This is a genomic window from Rhodococcus sp. IEGM 1409, assembly GCF_030056735.1.
GTDB lineage: Bacteria > Actinomycetota > Actinomycetes > Mycobacteriales > Mycobacteriaceae > Rhodococcus_F.
Window position 1 is genome coordinate 168,880 of sequence record NZ_JASHKN010000008.1, and the last position, 19,760, is coordinate 188,639.

15 protein-coding genes are annotated in these 19,760 nt (G+C 58.6%); 3 read left to right on the forward strand and 12 right to left on the reverse strand.

The window, feature by feature from the left end; genetic code table 11:
* Positions 1–59: 59 nt before the first annotated feature.
* From QM716_RS20800 to QM716_RS20830, 7 genes are all read right to left on the reverse strand, one after another.
* A complete protein-coding gene (locus QM716_RS20800) occupies positions 60–1,124 on the reverse strand; it encodes a polysaccharide pyruvyl transferase family protein (protein WP_283305981.1) in 1,065 nt (354 codons plus the stop codon).
* Complete coding sequence (locus QM716_RS20805) at positions 1,117–2,328, reverse strand: lipopolysaccharide biosynthesis protein (RefSeq protein ID WP_283305982.1); 1,212 nt, start codon at positions 2,326–2,328, stop codon at positions 1,117–1,119. Before QM716_RS20805 ends, QM716_RS20800 begins: the two co-directional genes overlap by 8 nt.
* 70 nt (positions 2,329–2,398) lie before the next feature.
* Positions 2,399–2,938, reverse strand: a complete 540-nt coding sequence (locus QM716_RS20810) for a DapH/DapD/GlmU-related protein (RefSeq protein WP_283305983.1) — start codon at positions 2,936–2,938, stop codon at positions 2,399–2,401.
* On the reverse strand, positions 2,935–4,224 hold the full coding sequence (locus QM716_RS20815) for a WcaI family glycosyltransferase (RefSeq protein WP_349307358.1): 1,290 nt from the start codon (positions 4,222–4,224) through the stop codon (positions 2,935–2,937). Before QM716_RS20815 ends, QM716_RS20810 begins: the two co-directional genes overlap by 4 nt.
* An 8-nt stretch (positions 4,225–4,232) precedes the next feature.
* Entirely contained in the window at positions 4,233–4,799 is a 567-nt protein-coding gene (locus tag QM716_RS29275) for an acyltransferase (protein ID WP_349307359.1), read from the reverse strand.
* Positions 4,796–5,971, reverse strand: a complete 1,176-nt coding sequence (locus QM716_RS20825) for a glycosyltransferase (protein WP_283305985.1) — start codon at positions 5,969–5,971, stop codon at positions 4,796–4,798. The genes QM716_RS29275 and QM716_RS20825 overlap by 4 nt, the downstream gene beginning before the upstream one ends.
* A 93-nt stretch (positions 5,972–6,064) precedes the next feature.
* Positions 6,065–7,585: a sugar transferase gene (locus QM716_RS20830; RefSeq protein WP_502942104.1), complete on the reverse strand. Its 1,521-nt coding sequence runs from the start codon at positions 7,583–7,585 to the stop codon at positions 6,065–6,067.
* 859 nt (positions 7,586–8,444) lie between these two features.
* Between QM716_RS20830 and QM716_RS20835 the strand changes: the two genes are divergently transcribed.
* Positions 8,445–9,911 carry a hypothetical protein gene (locus QM716_RS20835; protein WP_283305986.1) on the forward strand — a complete coding sequence of 489 codons (1,467 nt, stop codon included), beginning with the start codon at positions 8,445–8,447 and terminating at the stop codon, positions 9,909–9,911.
* A complete protein-coding gene (locus tag QM716_RS20840; protein WP_283305987.1) occupies positions 9,905–11,356 on the forward strand; it encodes a glycosyltransferase in 1,452 nt (483 codons plus the stop codon). The genes QM716_RS20835 and QM716_RS20840 overlap by 7 nt, the downstream gene beginning before the upstream one ends.
* 2 nt (positions 11,357–11,358) lie before the next feature.
* Here the strand turns inward: QM716_RS20840 and QM716_RS20845 are convergent, their stop codons facing one another.
* Positions 11,359–12,534: an O-antigen ligase family protein gene (locus QM716_RS20845; protein WP_283305988.1), complete on the reverse strand. Its 1,176-nt coding sequence runs from the start codon at positions 12,532–12,534 to the stop codon at positions 11,359–11,361.
* A gap of 348 nt (positions 12,535–12,882) precedes the next feature.
* Here QM716_RS20845 and QM716_RS20850 point away from each other — a divergent pair, with 348 nt between their 5' ends.
* A complete protein-coding gene (locus tag QM716_RS20850) occupies positions 12,883–13,218 on the forward strand; it encodes a helix-turn-helix domain-containing protein (protein ID WP_283305989.1) in 336 nt (111 codons plus the stop codon).
* 154 nt (positions 13,219–13,372) lie between these two features.
* Here the strand turns inward: QM716_RS20850 and QM716_RS20855 are convergent, their stop codons facing one another.
* The 4 genes from QM716_RS20855 to QM716_RS20870 form a co-directional block, all read right to left on the reverse strand.
* Positions 13,373–14,296: a UTP--glucose-1-phosphate uridylyltransferase gene (locus tag QM716_RS20855; protein ID WP_283305991.1), complete on the reverse strand. Its 924-nt coding sequence runs from the start codon at positions 14,294–14,296 to the stop codon at positions 13,373–13,375.
* Positions 14,297–14,868: 572 nt separating this feature from the next.
* Entirely contained in the window at positions 14,869–16,017 is a 1,149-nt protein-coding gene (locus QM716_RS20860; protein WP_283305992.1) for a cellulase family glycosylhydrolase, read from the reverse strand.
* A gap of 46 nt (positions 16,018–16,063) precedes the next feature.
* A complete protein-coding gene (locus QM716_RS20865; protein ID WP_283305993.1) occupies positions 16,064–17,797 on the reverse strand; it encodes a glycosyltransferase family protein in 1,734 nt (577 codons plus the stop codon).
* Entirely contained in the window at positions 17,794–19,755 is a 1,962-nt protein-coding gene (locus QM716_RS20870; RefSeq protein ID WP_283305994.1) for a hypothetical protein, read from the reverse strand. Before QM716_RS20870 ends, QM716_RS20865 begins: the two co-directional genes overlap by 4 nt.
* Positions 19,756–19,760: the final 5 nt, after the last annotated feature.

The window sequence follows — 19,760 nt, forward strand, 5'->3', positions numbered from 1 at the left end:
TCATCGGCCGAAATGTGTTGTGTGGGAGTACCGACCCCACAACCAGAACTGAGAAACCCTCACGGCATTACTGCCCCCTTGATCCGCGACCTCAAATCCTCCAGTTCCGCGGCAGCGGAATCCATTCCGTGAAAGATTCGGGCAGATTCGTCGTGCCCGAGATTCAAGCTGCCACCCGTCGAGTCGTCCATCCACGATGCCTGCGGCGCGAGTACCGGTTCCAGCGAATCCCTCAGCTTCGGTACCGAACTGCTGCCCGACATCACCGGTATCGATCCACGTCGAGCGCTCAGGATCAAAACATGGAGTCGGTCACTGATCGTCACAGCCGCGCGCTCGTACAGGGCACGGAGCGCGAGCTCCTGTTGCCGATGGGTCACGTCATCGTCCCATCCCACGTAGGGAATTCCGAGCGTCGCAGCAACTTCACGGTTGTGGTTGTCGTCCTCGACAACCTGGCAACAGGCCATCAGATCCAAACCATTTGCCTCGACCTGAGTGTGGATCGACCGAAGGGTCGCGTAGTTCACCGGACGGTCATGCCGAAGCGAAAGCAATGCTATTTCTCGGCCCGCAGATCCTTGGCCCGCCAACTTCGCTACGTCAGATGCGCTGCCCCGGAACGCGAGATCGGGATAGAACCGGCTCTTACCTCGCAGATACTCGCACGTCCGTTTGTCACGTGCCGCGTAGACGTCGGCTATGCCGACGAGGATCTTCTCGGGTACTGCCGCGAAGGAGCTTCGCACCTCGATCGATCGCCCCAAAACGAGGATTCGTGTACCGAACATGCGAAGCACCGCAAAGACTGTCACCAGTAACGAGTGTTTGACGACGCTCGCGACCGAAGCTCCCAGAACTGCAGGCCCAGGCGCCATGACGATCACTGCCCGCTTGCGGCGCACCGTATCGGCCAAAACTGCTCGCCAGAAGCGAAAGCCCGAATTCATGACCTCGTCGGTTGGTTCCCAATCGAAGGCATCCACGTACTCCGCGCTCATACTGCCCGAAAAGACTACGGGACGGAATCCCAGGCCGCGCATGTAATCGACTGCTGTTCGGCGTATCTCGATGTCGCCCAGATTTCCCTGGGCAGCCGCAATACTCATGAAGAACCTACGCATGGGGATCCCTCCTCATTGCAACGACAACGACGCAGGTCAGGAATACGGTTTGAAGTACATAGCTGAGCGAGAGCGACCATCCCGCCCCGAGCGCCCCGTAACGGGGAGCCACCAGCACGATTCCGACTAGGCAGATCAACGTGCTCAAAACAGTTATGTACGAGACAATTTCAACTCTGCCCGTACCTTGCAGAATTGCGTTCAACTGCGACGAGATCGCTGCGAAGATCAAACTGAAGCAGACGACCTGCATTACCGGTACCGCGTCTACATATGCAGCGCCCAAAACCGGTGGAACGACCACAGGTATGACTGCCGCGATCACGCCGAAGATCACCGCGCTGGCAAGACACACATACATCGCGGGCCGCAGAATGCTCTGGGTAATTCGCCCAGTCGTCGAGCGCGCCGCTGCAGGCATAAGAACTGCCGCAAATGAAGTGGGAATCAGCCGCAGTGGAGTGGTGATACGACTAGTCACGCCGTAGATTCCGGAGACGGCCGGGGATGTCACGAGTCCGACCAGCAGTACGTCGAAGTTACGCGTCTGAGTGGCCACGGAATTCAACCAAAAGTGCGATGACTTGCGAAGAATCGACGTATACGATCGCCTCGATCTGATACGGGTGATTACCGGTCCGAGCCGAATGGCCACGAAGACAGCGATCATCGAAGAGAACGCGAGACCCACTGAATACCAGAGCACTGCATCGACACCCGAGAGCCAAGCGGCCGCGACAAAGACGAGGGCAAGTGCTCGACGAAGGAGCAACGATACGGCGTTCTGCCAGGTATTCCCGTCAGCGAGTGGTAGCGAAAGCAGCGTCTCGACGTAATTGTCCAGGACAACCCACACTGCCAATGGCACAACGAACCAGAGCCTCGGCTCGAAGACCGAGGCCACAGCCGCGATCATTGCCAGCAACGCCCCAACGGCCAGATTGGCGCGGCGCGAGAACTCCAAAGTCGAAGCGATGAGAGTTTCCTGGTCACCCAACGCACGGATTCGAACCAGAAATGGGGTGAACCCGAAGTTCAGAACGGTTTGAAGCACCAGTCCGACGCCATATGCCGCAGCGAAGATTCCAAAGCCGGACGGACCGGAGATGCGAGCGAGGAGAACCATGCTCAATGCCTGAATCAATGCACCGACGAGACGTCCGCCGGCGATTCCGGTGAACTGCACCACCAGGGGGTTTGTCATCACCTTCACGTGGCACCAACCAGGTGGTAGAACGACTGTGCGACTCCAGCGCAATGCGGCCGTGCGCTTCTCATGCTCGTCCGATCGCCGAGACCGGGGCACGGACAATTGCCCTCGCCGGAACATCCGATATGACAAGGCAATTCGCGCCAATCACCGAGTGGTCACCGATCGACGTACCACGGAGGACGGTGGATCTGGCCGCAATCCATACGCCATCACCGATGACGATCGGCCCGTTGTCGAACTCGAAAGTCCGTGATTTTCTGCTATGACTGCCCGCGCACAGGAAAACGTCCTGCGAGACGCAACTGTTCGACCCGATGCTCACCGGTTCGAGATTGAGGATCCACGCTCCCTCACCCACCCAGGTGTTATCGCCGATCGACAGCTTCCACGGCCAATGGATCTTCACGCCGTGCCGTATCAGGACTGCCTCGCCGATCCGAGCGCCGAACAGTCGGAGAATGGCGACCCGCATGCGTGCCGGCACGAACCAGGCCCGGAACAGTGGTGCTACCGCGAGCCAGGCGATCTGCACTGACGCCGGACGTCCCTTGTCATATCCTGCCCCGGTGAATTCGCCGAGGGAGAGCTGTGGGTGGGTCACCGCGCTCGGGCTTCCGTCAGTCGAGTCGGCGAACTCGCTCGGTTGACAAGTCTGTCGAACAGTTCACCGAACGCGATAGTGGCAGAACCGGGAGACAGTACTTCGTGCACGTACGCCCTCCCGTTTCGCGCGAGTTGCTCCGAACGGGCGGGGTCAGACACCAACATCTCTATTTCACGAACCAATGCCTCCGGATTGCCGGCGTCAACGCGTACTCCCGCCTCTGACAGGGCGATCTCTTCGCCCGACGCACTGTCCGCAGACGTAGCCGCGACGACTGGCACCCCTGAGGCGAAATACGATGTGAGTTTGCTCGGAACAGCCATGCTGCGAAGATCGGCCAACTCGTTGAGAAGTAGCGCATCCGCCGCACGTAGCACGTCGGTGAAGTCCTCGCTGCCAACAGGATCCATGAATTCGATCCCCGCGCATCCCTTGGACAACTCTTCGAGATGGGCTCGCTGATTCCCGTCCCCCATCAACACGAATTTGATGTCGGACTGCCGTGCATCGAGCAAACGCGCGGCGTCCACCACGTTTTCGAGCCCTTGCTTTGCACCCATGTTTCCGGCATGCAGAACTATCTTCTGTTCCGGCGCCCATCCCAATCGTCTTCGCGAATCCTCTCGGGCACAAGCCGACTGGGAGAGGTCGAGATGGGTCCAGTTTCTGATTACCGTGATGCTGCTCGAATCGACGCCGAGGTTCTCCTGGGCATGCTTCGCAAACCGCGGATGGATCACGACAACGTGATCGGACTTTCGCAAGATCCAAGATTCAACTCGATCGACGAGAGACGACAAACCACCGCTCAGTTGGCCGGTCTCGGACGCGCCCAGTCCGTAGAAGTCCTGCACCCACAGCACCACGGGTGTGCGCGACCGAAAGAGCCTGGTCCTGATGACAAATGCCGCTGAGGACAAAAGCGTCGGGCTTACACACAGAACGAGGTCCGCTCGGTGGAAAAGAGTCGCCCAGGACGCCCTCAGGGCGAAGCTCGACTCCATCAGGATTCTTCTCAGGAAACTGGGATTCCGAGGGATGTAGTGACGGAGTCTGTGCACTGTCAGATTCTCTGACTTCTCGACCGAAGACAGTCCTGAGAAACCATCCATCTTTCGCCAGAATGGATAGTGCGGATACCCCGTCACCATCCTGACGTCAGCACCAGCGTCCGCTATCGCATTTACCAAGCCCTCAGTGTAAGGAGCGATACCGGTTGGCTCAGGAGAATAGTTGATTCCCACGATCAGGATTTTGTTTCCCCGATTATCCATCGTGCTCATTTCCCTTTTCAGCTCGCTGAGGACGACAGTCCATGCACAGCTTGCAGGTGTGCACTTCTCTGCGTTTCACTCTCGAATCGTTCGCCGACTTTCCGTGCGGGAACTCCGACATTCACAGAGAAACTCTCGACGTCACTCGTCACGACTGAACCTGCTCCGATCACGGCACCGTCGCCTATCGTCACACCGCTCAATATCACCGAACAAGCGCCTATCCATACGTCTGTTCCAATTTGGACAGAATCGCGAGCGCCAGGCTCTCGGTCCCCCACCCACGTCGACGCGAGCATCGGAATACCCACTTCGTCGATCGCGTGGTCTTCACGCCCTACGATGTAGACATTCATTCCGATCATGACGTGGGATCCGATCGAACCGTCTACTTGGATAACAGTCCGAGGCCCGACACTGACATTATCGCCGATATTCAATCCGTGAGGCGCACTGATGATTGCCCCACGGCCGGCGTTGAAGTCGCGTCCTACTGAAACATTTCCGTTCGATATTGCGAGCCCGTTCATGATTCCTCGAAGGGCTCGCCTAACCCCTGATGGGAAGCGGGATCGGTTACTCATCGTGCGACCATCTCCTTAGGCCATCCGTCTTTGTCGAATTCAACGACCTGACCTCTCAACGCAGCAGAGATACCCGATGCCATCGTTTCAGCGGAATAGAGTTCTCCAACCTTCGTTGATATTTCCCTTGCCGATACGGGATTGGAGACCAGATACAGAAAGTAATCTCGTAGTGCCACGGCCAGCGATTCCTCGGTCGTCGGCGAGTAACTCTGCATCGGACCGACTACGGCAAGCTCGATCTCAGGAGCGTGCGGGGCATCCTCGGGGTACAGCATCGGGACTCCGAATCCCAGGCTCTGAGTGACACTCAATCCGACGTATCCTGGAGAGACCGACATGATTGATCGTGCGTAGATTTCAGCAAGTTCGACGGGACTTTCGATACGTCCGTGCAGAACAACCGATTCTTCGAGACCGAGATCTGAAATTTGCCTCTCTATCGTTTCCGTGGCATTTCCGAAACCTACGATTTCCAACACGGCACCCTCGTCTTTGAGGCCCGATCGATGGAAAGCCGGAACCAATTGATCCACATTCTTCTCGGCAACCAATCGACCAACATAGACTATTGACTTACGCGATTCAGTGGCGTTCTCGGCGTTGATATCAGTGCGCTTGTACAAAGAATTCGGCGCTACCCAAACTGGCTGGCCCGGTATCTCACCCCTGGCCGGGACTACGCTGGCGTACCCGTAAAGAATAGTTCCCTGAGACAACCGGCGCATCGTCCGTCGAAGAAATGCCGTCTTCGACGAAGAACCTTCTCTGGGATGAAGATGACCCCAGACCAAAGTGCGGCGTCGCAAAATTCGTCGAAGGGCTAAAATACCCCACGCTGTGAGACTCCGAGGGTTCAAATCCAGGATGGTCACGGAAGCAGAAAGCGGATTTCTCCAGGAGCCAACCTGTAGAAGAACCTTGTCACCGAAGATTCCGATCCGTCGAACTCGCTCATAGAAATCCTTGTCGATACCAGTTCGAACCGTAGGATCCAATCCGTAGTCAGAAGCAAGAATACGGAGATTGCCATTTTCCATCTCGCGCAACACTTCGATGCACGGATTCCGATATGTTGGAATTACCGCCAAGTACATCGAATATTTCGACGATGACATCGAAACGGTTCCCCCAAAGTTCTCATCGAGTATGACCGATTGGTCAGTGTGCATTGCGCAATTCCCTTTACTTCGGATCCCAGGCTGCATTCACCGGGACTGGCGAATCGGATTCGCGATTTGAATACGAAAGACTGACAGAACCGATCAGTAAGCGCCGTCACTTGCCATTACGGCTTTGAGCGTTTTCACGACGATCATGACGTCCCCAACCATCGACCAGTTGTCGACATAGGACAGATCCAGTCGAACGGTTTCTTCCCACGAAAGATCCGAGCGCCCACTCACCTGCCACAAACCGGTGATCCCTGGTTTGACCAGCAGTCTCCTTTTCACGGCCCCGTCGTACGCCTCTACCTCACGCCTCAACGGCGGCCTTGGGCCAACCACACTCATCTCGCGACGGAGCACGTTGACGAACTGGGGCAACTCGTCTATCGAAAACTTTCGAATGACACGCCCTACCTTGGTAACCCGAGGATCGTCACGCATCTTGAACAGGACGCCGGCGCCCTCGTTGTCCGACAGGAGACTGTCGACCTGAGCGTCGGCGTTTTGAACCATCGATCGGAACTTCAGCATTGGGAAAGGAACACCGTCCAATCCCATTCGCTCTGACCGATAGAGCACAGGACCCCGACTGGTGAACTTCACTGCCAACGCCGTCACGATCAACACCGGACTGATCAGGATGAGAATGACAGACGCGAAGACGACGTCGAATGCTGTCTTGGCGAACCGTTGCGCACCGTGGTAGCGCGGACGTTCGACGTGAATCAGTGGAAGACCGGCCACCGGCCGCATCGAAAGTCTGGGACCGGAAACGTCCAGGATTCCAGGTGCCACAACAAGATCAACGTCCTTGCACTCCAGATCCCAGGCCAGTTTCCGCATACCGTCGTACCCGAGGTGTTCCGTCGCAGTGACCGCCACCGCATCGGCACCGACCAAGTCGAGCGCGTCGGTCACGTCGTGCTCGTCCCCGAGGACCGGTATTTCGTTGCCGTCGACGACTATGACTCTGTCGCGACGACCTAGTTGACTCGGTTGGCAGACGCCCACTACCCGGTAACCGTCGCCGGGAGCTCGTTCGAAGGTTTGGGCCAGTTTCTTGACTGCAACGGGGCTCCCTACAACCAACACGGATGTCTGAAAATCACCTCGAGACCGCTTCCGCGCGATGACCTTTCGCCAGATCCAGCGGCTCGCCATCAGCGCCGTCAGGCCAACCGGGAATGCAAAGGCCAGATAGAGCCGCGCGATGTCCAACTGCAGCAGAAGACTGACAATCGCAATGAGTCCGAAGAGGCGCACTGTCGCTACGAAGATTCGTCTGTACTCTTCGGGGCCGCTGCCGATCACACGGATCGATCGAGTGCGGAAGATGCCCAGAGACGATAACCACATTGCCGCCAACGCAATTGACACACCGGTGTAACTCAGTTGCCCGAGGATGCCGGAGCTCACCGCACGGCCGTCTCCGCCGAACCGTAGCCACTGAGCCAGGAAAACTGTCCCCACGATGATCACCGAGTCGCCCAGGAACAGTCTCCTGCGGTATGCCGTTTCCCATTCCCGCCGTGAAGTCGATCCGCTGCGGAGGTCGGGCACTGCACGGGGAAGCGTGTGCTTGTTCTTGCCCAGCGTGGACACGTCGAGCGCCGTCACGTGATCAGTCCCTTCCTCATTCGTGGAATCTGTGCGTCATTGAATTCGTATGTCGTTGACAGGTGTTGAGCGTGATTCATCAGATCTGAGCAATACGCTGGAACAGCAAATTGCCCGCTTCGATCCGAAAAGTGCAATTCCTCGAGAATCGGAACGCTCTCACGCTCCGAGTGGATTACATTTCAGCACTGTCCGCGCGCAGGATCAAACGCAAAGTCGCCCCAGTTCAGGCCCGTAGCCGCGTACACCCCCGACCATTCCAATCTGACCGCAGCGCAAGCGCTTTGCGTCTTGCCCTTCGGACGCAGCTCGACCGGAGTAACGGGGCGAAAGATCGATTCAGAAGCAACTTTCGCGTTACTTCGTCGAAAGTGCATCAAACAGAAGGACCTTACTCACCAGTAGGCGGTTGCCACGGTGCATCCCATTTCAGATACCGCCTGGATAGAGGATCATTTCCATCGGTAGCCGACGCAATGACTTTCGCCGACAGAAGGTGCCTGCGCCGTTGGGGACCTACGTCCCCGGCAGGGATCTTGGTCCCTACTGCCGATTTGATGTGCAATTCGAAGGCGAATAGCCATACAGCCCTTGCTGATACAGGTAGCACCCCTGAAACAAGATCAGGTCGCTTGTCCAGTTCGCGACAAACCCACTTCTGAAATGAATTTTTCATTCGTCCCACTATATGAGATTTCTACCCGGCTTCAGTCGTTCCGCATCGGTGGGTGTTCGGATTCGCACCTTGTGACCGATCACGTAAGGTCGACAAAAGTCGTGTTCGTTGACACATGCTCACACCAGCCGGCACGGCCGGCACAGCCCGAGTAGACGACCAGTTCGAATAGGACTACATATCTTGAAGATTCGCGACATACGCACGCAGTCGGGAATTATCCCCCGCCTCACAGTCCGTTGGCTGATGATTGCAGCCGCGACAATCTTTGCTTTCTGGCCTACCTGGACCAATTTGTGGAGGAGCACTGCGAGTGGTACGGCCATCGGATACGTTTTCGCCCTCCCCCTGCTGTGCCTGATAGCTGCCGTCGGAACAGATTTACGACGAGGCCCGGACCTCCCGATCCATGATCGTGAGACGGACAAGATTGTCGGCGGTATCGGCTTACTGGTCTCTCTGGGGTTGCAGGCACTCCTCATGCCACGTTTTGCCGAGAACTACGAATTGATGCATATCGATGTAATCGCGGCTTGGGTATTTGTCTGGAGCGCAGCGGTTCTCATGTTCGGGTTACGTCCAGTGAATCGTTACTGGGCAATATGGGTTGTTCCGATCCTCCTGGCTCCGCTCATCTACCGCACGTTGGCGACTGGACTCGGCGGCACACGATTCGACTACAGCATCATCATGGTGCTGGTCGCTTCGGCCGCCACGACGATCGCCGTCAGCCGAACGTGGAGAAGGGGATTCGCCGGGTTCGTCGGCTCGTCCGTCTTGGGTGCAGGCTTGGTCTACTACCTCTCACGTCAGTACCCGACTGCACCGTTGTTCAGCGTCCAGCTGCTACCGGCATTAGGTAGCGCATTGCTGGTAGGCGGGTTCTTCTACCTCTACGAGCGACGCGGAAAGTCGTGGAAGCCGTTCGAGCGTCCGCTCCGAAATCCTTCGACGTCAACCAGCAACTGGACGATCCTGGTGGTGTTCGCCGCAGCGATTGTGATGTTCTTTACGCCAGTACCCACCGCACAGAACGTTCCGGTCTCGGTAGGCCCGCCGGCGACGTCTGATCCACGACTCATAGTCCCCGCTGGCTGGCGCGAAATCTCGACCAACGAATACGACTGGCCTAGAAAGTACTTCGGTTCCACTTCGGCACTCACTCGCCAGACGATTCGTGCTGACACGCCCAACCCTGCATGGGACAGTCAAATGCGCCCACGCACCGTCCAAATGGACGTTGTTCAAGTGCGTCGCCCATCCACTTTGGCTGTCTATCCGAGCAACACAACCTATGATCTCCAGAATGCACGTGTCAGCCCAACGGTACGAGTTGAGTTGAGCCGTGGGGTGGTCGCAGAAATGTACACCGTTGTCGACGACTCCCTCCTCCTCACCTGGAGCAACCTCAATTTCGTGTGGACACGTGGCGACGGCGCCGCACAGCGCGTCACTCTCTTGACGGTGGATAATCATGAACCGAATGCCTTGTTCCCCGAACCGAAACCATCGATGGCGTCGAATGGAAGCAACACCTTGGCCGTTCTACTCAGAGGCCGGATATCGACGGTGGACAGTGAATCTCAGTACAAGGATCTAGGTATGCTCCAGTCACTCGGAAGGCTTGTCGTGGAGGCACAGAAGTGGTAATTCCCAATCTCTCGGTTGAGAACGAAAGCTCCGAGGAATTCAAACGAGCCGCACTCCACGAAGCTGTGAACGGATTGCGTGAACGCAAACCGATTTCATCGGCATCAGTTGCGTTCTATCCATGGCAGCGCAACATCCTGCTCGCGATTCTCGCGATCACAATCGCGTGTCTTGTCTTCTTCCTGACTCCCACGCTCATCGTTCTCACATTGGTGTGCACGCTCGGGTACGTGTGGGCGATGGTGGATCGACTTGTGTTGTTCACACGAGGTTTGGATGCTTCCTCGATTGTGACGATCAGCGATCAAGAGGCAAGCGCACTTTCGGATGAAGATCTCCCGCACTACACAATCCTTGTTCCGGCGTACAACGAACCGGAAGTAGTCGGGGACCTGATTTCCGCCATGCGCGCGATCGACTACCCCTCGGACAAATTGCAAGTGCTGTTGCTCCTCGAAGAGGATGACGCTGTCACGATCGACGCTGCAACTGCCGCCGGAGTCGATGAAGTGGTGAGCATCTTGAAGGTCCCCGCTGCAGATCCACGTACCAAACCCAAAGCCTGCAACTACGGATTGCACTTCTCGACCGGCGAGATAATCACCATCTATGACGCCGAAGACTCTCCGGATCCTCTTCAGTTACGCCGCGTAATAGCGACTTTCGCGAAGCTTCCAGCGAATACTGCGTGTGTGCAGGCGAAACTAGCGTTTCACAACGGAACTCAGAATCTGTTGACTGCATGGTTCACGGCCGACTACGCACTCTGGTTCAACTTCATCCTCCCCGGTCTGATGCGAAGTCAATCACCAATTCCTTTGGGTGGCACGTCCAATCATCTTCGCCGAAGTGTGCTCGACGAGATCGGCGCCTGGGATCCCTTCAATGTCACCGAGGATGCAGACCTCGGAGTCCGCATCGCCGAGAGCGGTTACCGGACCGCAGTTCTGAACTCGACGACGCTCGAAGAGGCCAACAGCGACACGATCAACTGGATCCGCCAACGCTCACGCTGGTACAAGGGTTACCTGCAGACTTGGTTGGTTCATATGCGTCAACCGTTGAAACTATGGCGCGGACTCGGCGCAGTCGGATTTCTACGCTTCACCATCTTGATGGCGGGGACACCCATTGTGGCGACACTGAACATGGCGTTCTGGCTGATCAGTCTGGGTTGGATTCTCGGCCAGCCCGAGGTCATCCACGACGTGTTTCCCAACTACGTCTATTTTCCCGCCCTCGTGTCACTCGTGTTCGGTAACGCCGCAGTCCTTTACATGAACCTGGTGGCATGCCGAGAGACGAGAAATCCTATGCTGCTGATAGCTTGCCTGACCGCTCCGCTTTACTGGGTCTTGATGAGCATCGCAGCCATCAAAGGCACATATCAGTTGATACGCAACCCGTCTTACTGGGAGAAGACCTTCCATGGCTTGAACACGTAACCTCAATTCCCGATCAACGCTTGTTGCGCGGGTTGAGCTTTGGAGCTTGCGGTCCGATCACTCTCCGTCGACAAACATGCAAAGGCGAGTACGACTGGTAGCCAGTAGTAGGCCTGCTCGAAGAACGCCGATGTCAGAGCGAATGTCATCATCGAGACCAGCACGCCGGCCGCGGCAGCGTTCTTGCCGGACTTCATCGATCTGAACGCGACCAGGACCGTCGCGCAGATGATCAGTGCCACGGCAAGGGCAAGCACCACCCCGCCTTGGTACCAGGATCGTAGGAAAACATTGTGAACGACTGTGACGTTGTCGAACGAGGCAGCATTCGCCGAGTTCAAACCGACTCCGGACAGCGGATGCGCACGAATCGCGTCCCACGCGAATCCGTAAGTGTCGTTACGGATCTCGAGTGTGCTGACCGCTTTGGTCTGGCCGGTGACCTGAAGGTATCGATCGGCCGGCGTCTCCAGGTGCTTGCCGAACTCGGTGTAGGTGATTGCGATCCAGAAGAGAATGGCGGCACCGACAAAACTCTTGGCGATGGTGGTGATCTTCACTCGCGAAGAAATCGCCACGACGATCAATCCGATCGCGCAGGCCGACAACGAACTCAAACTACCGGTCGCCAGCAGTCCCACCGCGTTCACGATCGAGATCAGCACCAGAACGAGCCGATTCTCTACCTTTCGCACCGCAGCCCCCAGGCAGAGAATCAATGCAAGTGAGGACATGATGCCCAGAACGTTCGGATGGCCTGCCAGACCTGGAGCACGACCGTTCACAACACCGAATCCGAAGACGGATGAACCAGCCAGTTGGATGGCGGCGACCAGAGCAGAAACCGATTGGCTTGCGATGAACGCAATACAGACACGCCTGACAAAAGCCGGATCACGCTGGACATTGGCGACCATCACAAATATCCCGAGCCCGAGAACAATGAAAAGTTGGACTCCAACATAGAGATTTCCGGTGACATCACTGCCACGCGTCGCCGTTACAGTCGCGACGAGGGCTGCGTAGCCGGCCATCAACCAAATGCTGACAAACTGCGGCCGAGCGACTCGTCCCAGCGCTACTGAGGCCACGATGACCACAAGCACCGCCATCGCCCATAACTGTGTGACGGTGCCGGGCAGCGAGCGGTATATCGGAACTACGATCGCAATCGCCATCCAAATGGCGGTGGTCGGCGAAAATGGAATTCTGGCTGTTCGCCTTGCCGTCGGAGCGACACCATCACGAAGGCCTTCAAGTCTGAGTTGACTCGGAGTTGTCATTGAGTTCCTGCTTCCGACAATCGAATTTTTTGCATTTCACCCTCAATTTCACCCTTCACCAACGGCCGACTGAATAATCCCCGCTCAGAGAAGAAGTCAGTCCCCGTCAGCGACGTCGCGTAACTGCAAATAAGCGAATCGCCGGCGAAAAACTTTGCCACGACATGGCAGATATCCAAATGTCCTCGACTTGTAGCCGAAAGGAAGTGGCATATACCTCTCGGCTCAGGCAATATGACCGCTATGAGTGGTTTTTCCGCATGGGTCGAGCAACAACTGGAACTTCGCTCGTTCAGCGACATCCAGGAAGCTGCGCGTGCGCTGAAGATTCGACCTTCCGAACTGAGTCGATGGCTTTCGGCCAAGCGCCCTCCCACGCAGGACACGATGCGGACGGCATGTCAGGTCTTCGACGCTCCGATTACAGAGGTGCTCGTAGCCGCCGGTTATCTGACTCCTGAAGAAGCGCGGCCGGGAACGACCCCACCGTCGGTTCTGAAGACGATCGCGACGCAGGCCCTGGTGGACGAACTCGCCCGCCGCGGTATAGATCAACACAGCGGTATCGATCAACACTGAGCTGCCAGAATCGCATCTACCTAGAAGCGGGAATTGATCGCGGGCGTGCCCGAATGAGCCTGGGCTATTGACGTTCACATGCGCGCACGCAGAATCGGTGCGGATTCTCTTGCACCAAAACATATTTCGACCACAGGTGTCATGGGCGGCCTCTTCAGTACGTCAGCTGCGGATCGGGCTGATCCAATCGTTCCTTGAGCCAGACTCGCAATTCCGGCCCGTACTCGGTGCGACTGAGCGCATGGTCGAGAGAAGCTCGCAGAAAGCCGCCCGGGTTGCCCAGATCGTGGCGGGTGCCGTGATGGACGACGACGTGAACTGGATGCCCCTCCGCGATCAACAGCGCTATCGCATCCGTCAGTTGCAGCTCACCACCTTGACCTGGCGAGATTCGCCGGAGCGCATCGAACACGGCGCGATCGAGAAGATAACGTCCGGCTGCGGCGAGAGTGGACGGAGCATCCGCCGGGTCCGGCTTCTCCACCATGCCGACGACCGCGAGCACATCGGGATCCTCGCCTTCCACAGGCGCTTGCACGTCGAACACTCCGTAGGCACCAACACGATCCGGCTCGACGTCGAACGCGCACAGCACGGAACCACCGCGCTCGGCACGCACCTTCGCCATCGCGTCGAGAACGCCGCAGGGGTGGACCAGATCGTCGGGAAGCAGCACCGCAAACGAGTCCTCGTCCGCATCCAGCACCGATTCGACAAGACCGACAGCGTGTCCCAATCCCAGCGGAGACTCTTGTACAACCGGCTCCACCGAGATCAGGCCTGGAGCCCGACGCACACGCTCGAGTAGATGATGCTTCCCGCTGGCGGCGAGTTTGCCCTCGAGCACCAGATCCTCGACGAAATGGCCGACCACCGATGCCTTGCCCGGCGCAGTGACGATCACCAGACGTTCCGCACCGGCCTGCGCCGCTTCGCTCGCGACAAGCTCGATCCCTGGTGTATCGACAACGGGAAGCAACTCTTTCGGAACCGTCTTGGTGGCCGGGAGGAAACGGGTCCCCATCCCGGCAGCCGGTACCACCGCAGTCTTGAAAGGTCGTTCAGAGTATCCAGTCATCGTTCACCTCTCCGCTCACGCGATGCTCCACACACTTACCGTTACGCGCATGCAGCGGTCGTCCCCTCATTTCGACGACCGAAAGCTCACATCGCATGTACAGCCTGCGCACAAGGTCTACCGGGCGACTGATGCTGTCGCAAGTTGACTCGAACTCGGAATTCGTTGCGCGCGAGAGCTACACACCACCACGCATTGTCACTTCCACGAGGGTCGCACCAAACTCCGCTCACTACCCGTTACCACGGCGAACGGTCGCGCCCGTATTTCGACGTCAATCAGAACGGGACCGCCCTGTCAACCAAAGGGGCAGGTACAGCACAACTTCCGACCGCAGCGGTCCGATCGGACCGTCCTCGTGCTACCGGACGTAGGTCCTGCGGGCGCCGCGTCGATGGTCCCGCCCCGCCGCACCGGCTTTCAAGTTCGGCTATCCGCAGGTGAATGCCACTGAATGCCATTGAATACAAACGAAATACGATCATCACATCACCACGGAGGGTTCAGGTTGTTATCAAATCGTGATCAAATATCGGCTGTGCGAATAGCCGAGAGGTCGACCGGAGACCGCGCTAACCTGCCAGTGAAGTGATCACGTCGAAGAGTGGATCGCCAGGCCCGATGTCCATTGTGCATTCGTTCGGACGTGGATCCGGAACGAACGCCCACAGGAGAACCCCTGCCGTGCCGGCCGCTTTCTGCCCCGTCAGCTTCGTCTCGATATTCGTGGCTCTGGTCGCCAGTGATTCACAACTGCCCGCCAATTCGCCTGTCTCGGCGACCAACAACGGCTTCCCGACGGTCGTCGCCTGTTCGATGCGACGTGCCAGTCCGTTCCACTGATCGCCCGGAAGTGGTACCCCGTCCGCTCCGTAGTCGTGATATTGCAGAACGTCGACGAAGTCGGACTCGCTCACGTATCGGTAGTCGTCACCCGCAGTGCCGCACTGACCGCCCCCGACGTATCCCGCCGTGATCAGGGTGTTCGGATCAATCGCCCGAAGCTCGGCGCCTGCCGTGTCGAAGAACTCCCGCAACACCTGCGCGGAATCGGACGGACACGTTCTCGTCCACCAATTGCAGGCCCCGTCGGTACACAGACTTGGCTCCGGCTCCCCCACCAATTCCCACGCCGCGACGGAAGGCTCGTTCTTCCATCGGTCGACGGCGGTGTGCATCCAGTCCTGGAAGCTCATGGTGGCTCGACCCGGGATCAGGTTCGCGACCTTCCAATCGTCGGTGTACCAATCCCTGGATTTGAACTGCCCGTCATCGCACCCACTGTCCTGGGGTGAGAGCACCGGAATCGTGAACTGGTTGTGTCGCGCCGCAGCGTCGAACACCGCGTCCATCGGGCCGAAATCCATATCTCCGGAGAACTTGTTCACCGCAAGAGCTTGGAAGGCGTTGAAGCGCGTGACGGAGTTCGGTGGCAGCGAACCGAAGTACGCGTCGAGGTCGACCATGGCGCCGCAGCCGAAGTTCACCGACCAATCAGTGGCCAGCTGATAGGCATTGAGCCCGGTAGGCCACCACGGCTGACCGTCGAGCGTCAGTCCGTTCGACGACGCTCCGACCCGAACCTGCTTGGGAGAATCGGCGCCTGCGGGCATCGTGAACACGCCCACGACCGCAGCGACGGTCACAACGGCGGCTACAGCGGAAGCGACACGGCGCCGGACTGTGCCACGCTCACGCGGACGCACTTCTTCAGAAGACATCTGCAACCATCCACGTCATACGGACAATCCTCCCACACGAATTGCCTCATCGACCCGTTTGGCGTTCACCGGTGATGCGGTACAAACGCCAGGCCGACGGGTCCATACCGCCGTCGTTGGGTACTTCGAGCACCAGCGCTCCGACCCCTCCGGCACCGGTGTCGTACATCGTCGGATAGCGCCGATTGACGGCGTCCGACACACCACGACCGGTATTCGGAACCGACAGAATGTACTCGACGTGATATTCGGCCGGGTTGTTCAGTACGCGCACGAAGTCCGCATCGGAGGGCACGACGAATTGCCGAGGGTTGTTCGACGACGCGACGACGGCATAGCTCTCCACGGTGTCTAGCAGAACCGAACCCTGCGGCAGATCCAAGTCGTCCAGGTATTCGGCGATGCGGCGCTCGGCCGCAAACGTGCGTAGATTCGTCTGCTCTTCCAAGTTCTGCCGCCCCGGAATGATCGCGCTGGCAATGGAATGCTCGAGCACTGCGAGCCGCGCATTACCCATCGCGACAAACGTGACCAGTGTCGACCCGACCAGCAAGCACAGGGAGATCACCAGAGGCAGAGACGGTCCCACCGGCTCGGGGTACGTCGTCACCGAGCGCGACGCAGCAGCACCCGGTCGACGCGTGACAACCGGAACGCCGCGTGGCGCGATCAGCACGACCAGCACGAAACACAGCGGAATGATCGAAATATAGAACCGCAGAAGGGGAAACGTCGAACCCATCACGTAGAGCAACGTCTGGGCGCCGAGGATCGCGCCGAACAGCACAAGAGGCACAACCACTTCGGTGTCCCGCCGCCGAAGTGCGTAGATGACGGCCAGGACCGCGAACACCGGGAGCGCCGGCCCGAGTAGGGCCATTTCGGTAATCGAGAAAGCAAGGCGCGCAATCGGTGAGCCGGTTCCGGCACCAGCCTGCTCCAGGATGGAACTGTTCCCGTACACCGACGAGAACTGTTGGAACGCTTGACCCGTGATGAGCCAGCTGGCAAACGACCACAAGACGAACGCCAGGAATCCCGGCATCATCACGACAGCACCGTCGAGTGCTGCTGCCCAGAGCCGCAAGCCAGGTCCGGTGCCCTCGCCCCGCTCCTCCGCGGTCGGTTGAAAACGAAGCCAACTCACCACAGTCACCAGCACCACCGCGACAAAAAGCGGTGCCAGTGCGTCGTATCGGGTGAGGTACGCCAGAGCAAATGCGAGGCCGGCGCCGATGAGGTCGTGTACGTCGTCGCTGCGCATCCACCGAATCAGTCGACGTGTCGCCCACAGAACGAAGAAGAGGAACGGGGCTTCGCTCATTCCGCTCGCCGCGTACATGACGATCATCGGATTGACAGCGAACAGCACGGTAAGGACGACGGTGACCCATCGCGCACACCCACGGTCGCGGCTGACCCCGCGTATCTGAATCACTGCACCAGCCATGAACGCCGCGGACATCACGACCGCAGTGATGTTCCACCGCAGCAGGTCCGGCCACCAATGGCCCATCAGACCCATCGGAATCTGGACGGCCGCCGTCAACGGGGTGAACACGAATCCGATCGCCGCGAAGTGCGGATCACGGCTGAGCAGCATTGCCGACACCGCGGCAACACGGCTGAGCGAGTCGGTGAAGATGAAGCCGATGCCGGCGTTCATCCACACACCCAACGCGCTGTAGATCGCGAAGAGGACAACAAACATCCGCCACGGCTTGCGACCCGGCAGATCGTGGACCGCAACGGACAGGGCCGGGCGATCGGTGACGGTCACTGTCCTCGACGCCTCGCCACGAGCGCACCGCCGACGGCCACAGCGATCAGAACCGCGGTCCCGAATCCGATCCAGCCGATCGTGACCGCACTCAGGCCGGTCTCCTCTTCGGCGGATGTCGCAGTGCCCAACGGCGCGACGTTGACTCCGATGTCGAACGGCTCGCCGCCTTCAGGCGCTACCAGTAGATCGCCGGTCAATTCTGCGAATCTGTCCTTCCCGCCTTCCAACCAGTTGAGCAGACCGTCGGCGTCGGCCGCATTACCCTCAGACGTCAGCGCTACCACTTCGTTGTGCGAACCCGAAACCACCTGCAAGGCACCGTATTGCCCACCGAATTCCAGGCCCTGCAAGCGCAGAAGCCCTTGATCTGCCGTGTCCACGGGTAGAGCAACCGGAGTGGGCAGGGTTCCGTCCGCCGCGATCAACAACGCCGGCAGAGAACTGGTCGCGGCGTCGCCGAACGGGAGCACACGCGGTTGCATCGGCAGGTAGCTCAACCGCTGCATCGCGACAACGAGGCGCTGAGCTCGAATGAGATCTGCAAAATCACCTCGACTCAAACCGACGTCGAGTGTGGGCAGCATCGACTGCGGCAAGGCCTGAAATCCTCCAGGCGTCGGCGGAAATCCGGTAGAGGAGGTGATGATGCTGGCCGGATCGACGGTGAGGGAAGAAGGACTACTCGTGCCGCACTGGAAGTCGCCAGTCACGTCCATCGAGACCTCGAACGTCAACTCACGCCGCAGGAGTTCGTTCGGAACATCGACCCCGATGTCGAAGCGCCCGGTCTCGTTCACCGTTTGCGAGGCAAGTCTCGTATCCCCGAGCGAGATCGAAAGCTCTCCGTTGCGCGAATTCGGCAGCGGCACATAGGAACCGATTATTCTTACCGATACGTCTTTCATCGGACGCCCCAACTGCGATTGACTGAACGGGACATCGACCTCGATGTGATTGAGACCGGAGGCTGTCAACGTTCCGAGCTTCAGTTGACCGACGGTGATCGCGTCCTGGGAAATCTGGGCGACTGTGTTGTCCGGCGACGCAAGCGCTCTGCTCGCCGCCCAGTAGCCGTCGAAGTTCGCCGCCAAGAGACTGACTTGGGGAACCAAGGTCTTGTCGTCACCCGAGATCCGAAGCACAGGTGAGCCGTTCGGAGTCGACGCGAGATCGATGCCGGCGTCCCCACTGGTGCCGAGCACAACAGCTCGCTCGAAGAGTCCCGGCTCGGCGGACGGTAGGCTCTGACCGTTCGGCAGCTGCTCCACCACCACGGCATCGGGCTGACTTCCGTATTTGTTGACAATCGCTGCGCTCAGTTGCAATGCCGCACTCTGCTGCGACCCCGACGAGCCGTCCGTGACGTAGATGGTTGCCTTCCTCAAAATCGGAGGAAAGAAAGTTGCAACAGTTGTCGGCTGCTGCTCGCTACCGTCGTAGGTGACAAAGGCATCCCTCAGCGCGAGGGGCAGGTATCTCGTTCGGTCGTAGCAACGGTCGTCGACGGGAACGAGGTGAGCGATCATCGACACGGTCACGCTACGGTCGACTACTTCGAGCCCTTCCAACGGAACCGAAATCGGTAGACCGGTTCCGGCTTGCCCTGCGTCGAAATCGACGCGGCTCACCAGCCGGCCGTCGGCAGTCACTTCGAGCCAACCCCGACTGAAGTCGGTCGGGGCGGTCAGGATGCCGGTCACGGCAGTTGCGGTCAGTCCGTCCGGCACCGGCACGGTCACCAACACGGGCGCGTCGTCAGAGGAGAAGACGATGTCTGTTCCCCGCCCGAGTTCGGTGAAAGAGATCGGGGTAGCGGCTGGGGCGACCACCGAAGTGTCAGAGTCGTCCTCGAAGTCCTGGGCCGAAGCCACACTGCCGAGCGGAAGTAATACAGCCACCGCGACAGCCACCGGCATTGCCAGCGCGCGCGTCAGCCAGGTTCGAGTGTGGCCCATCAGTG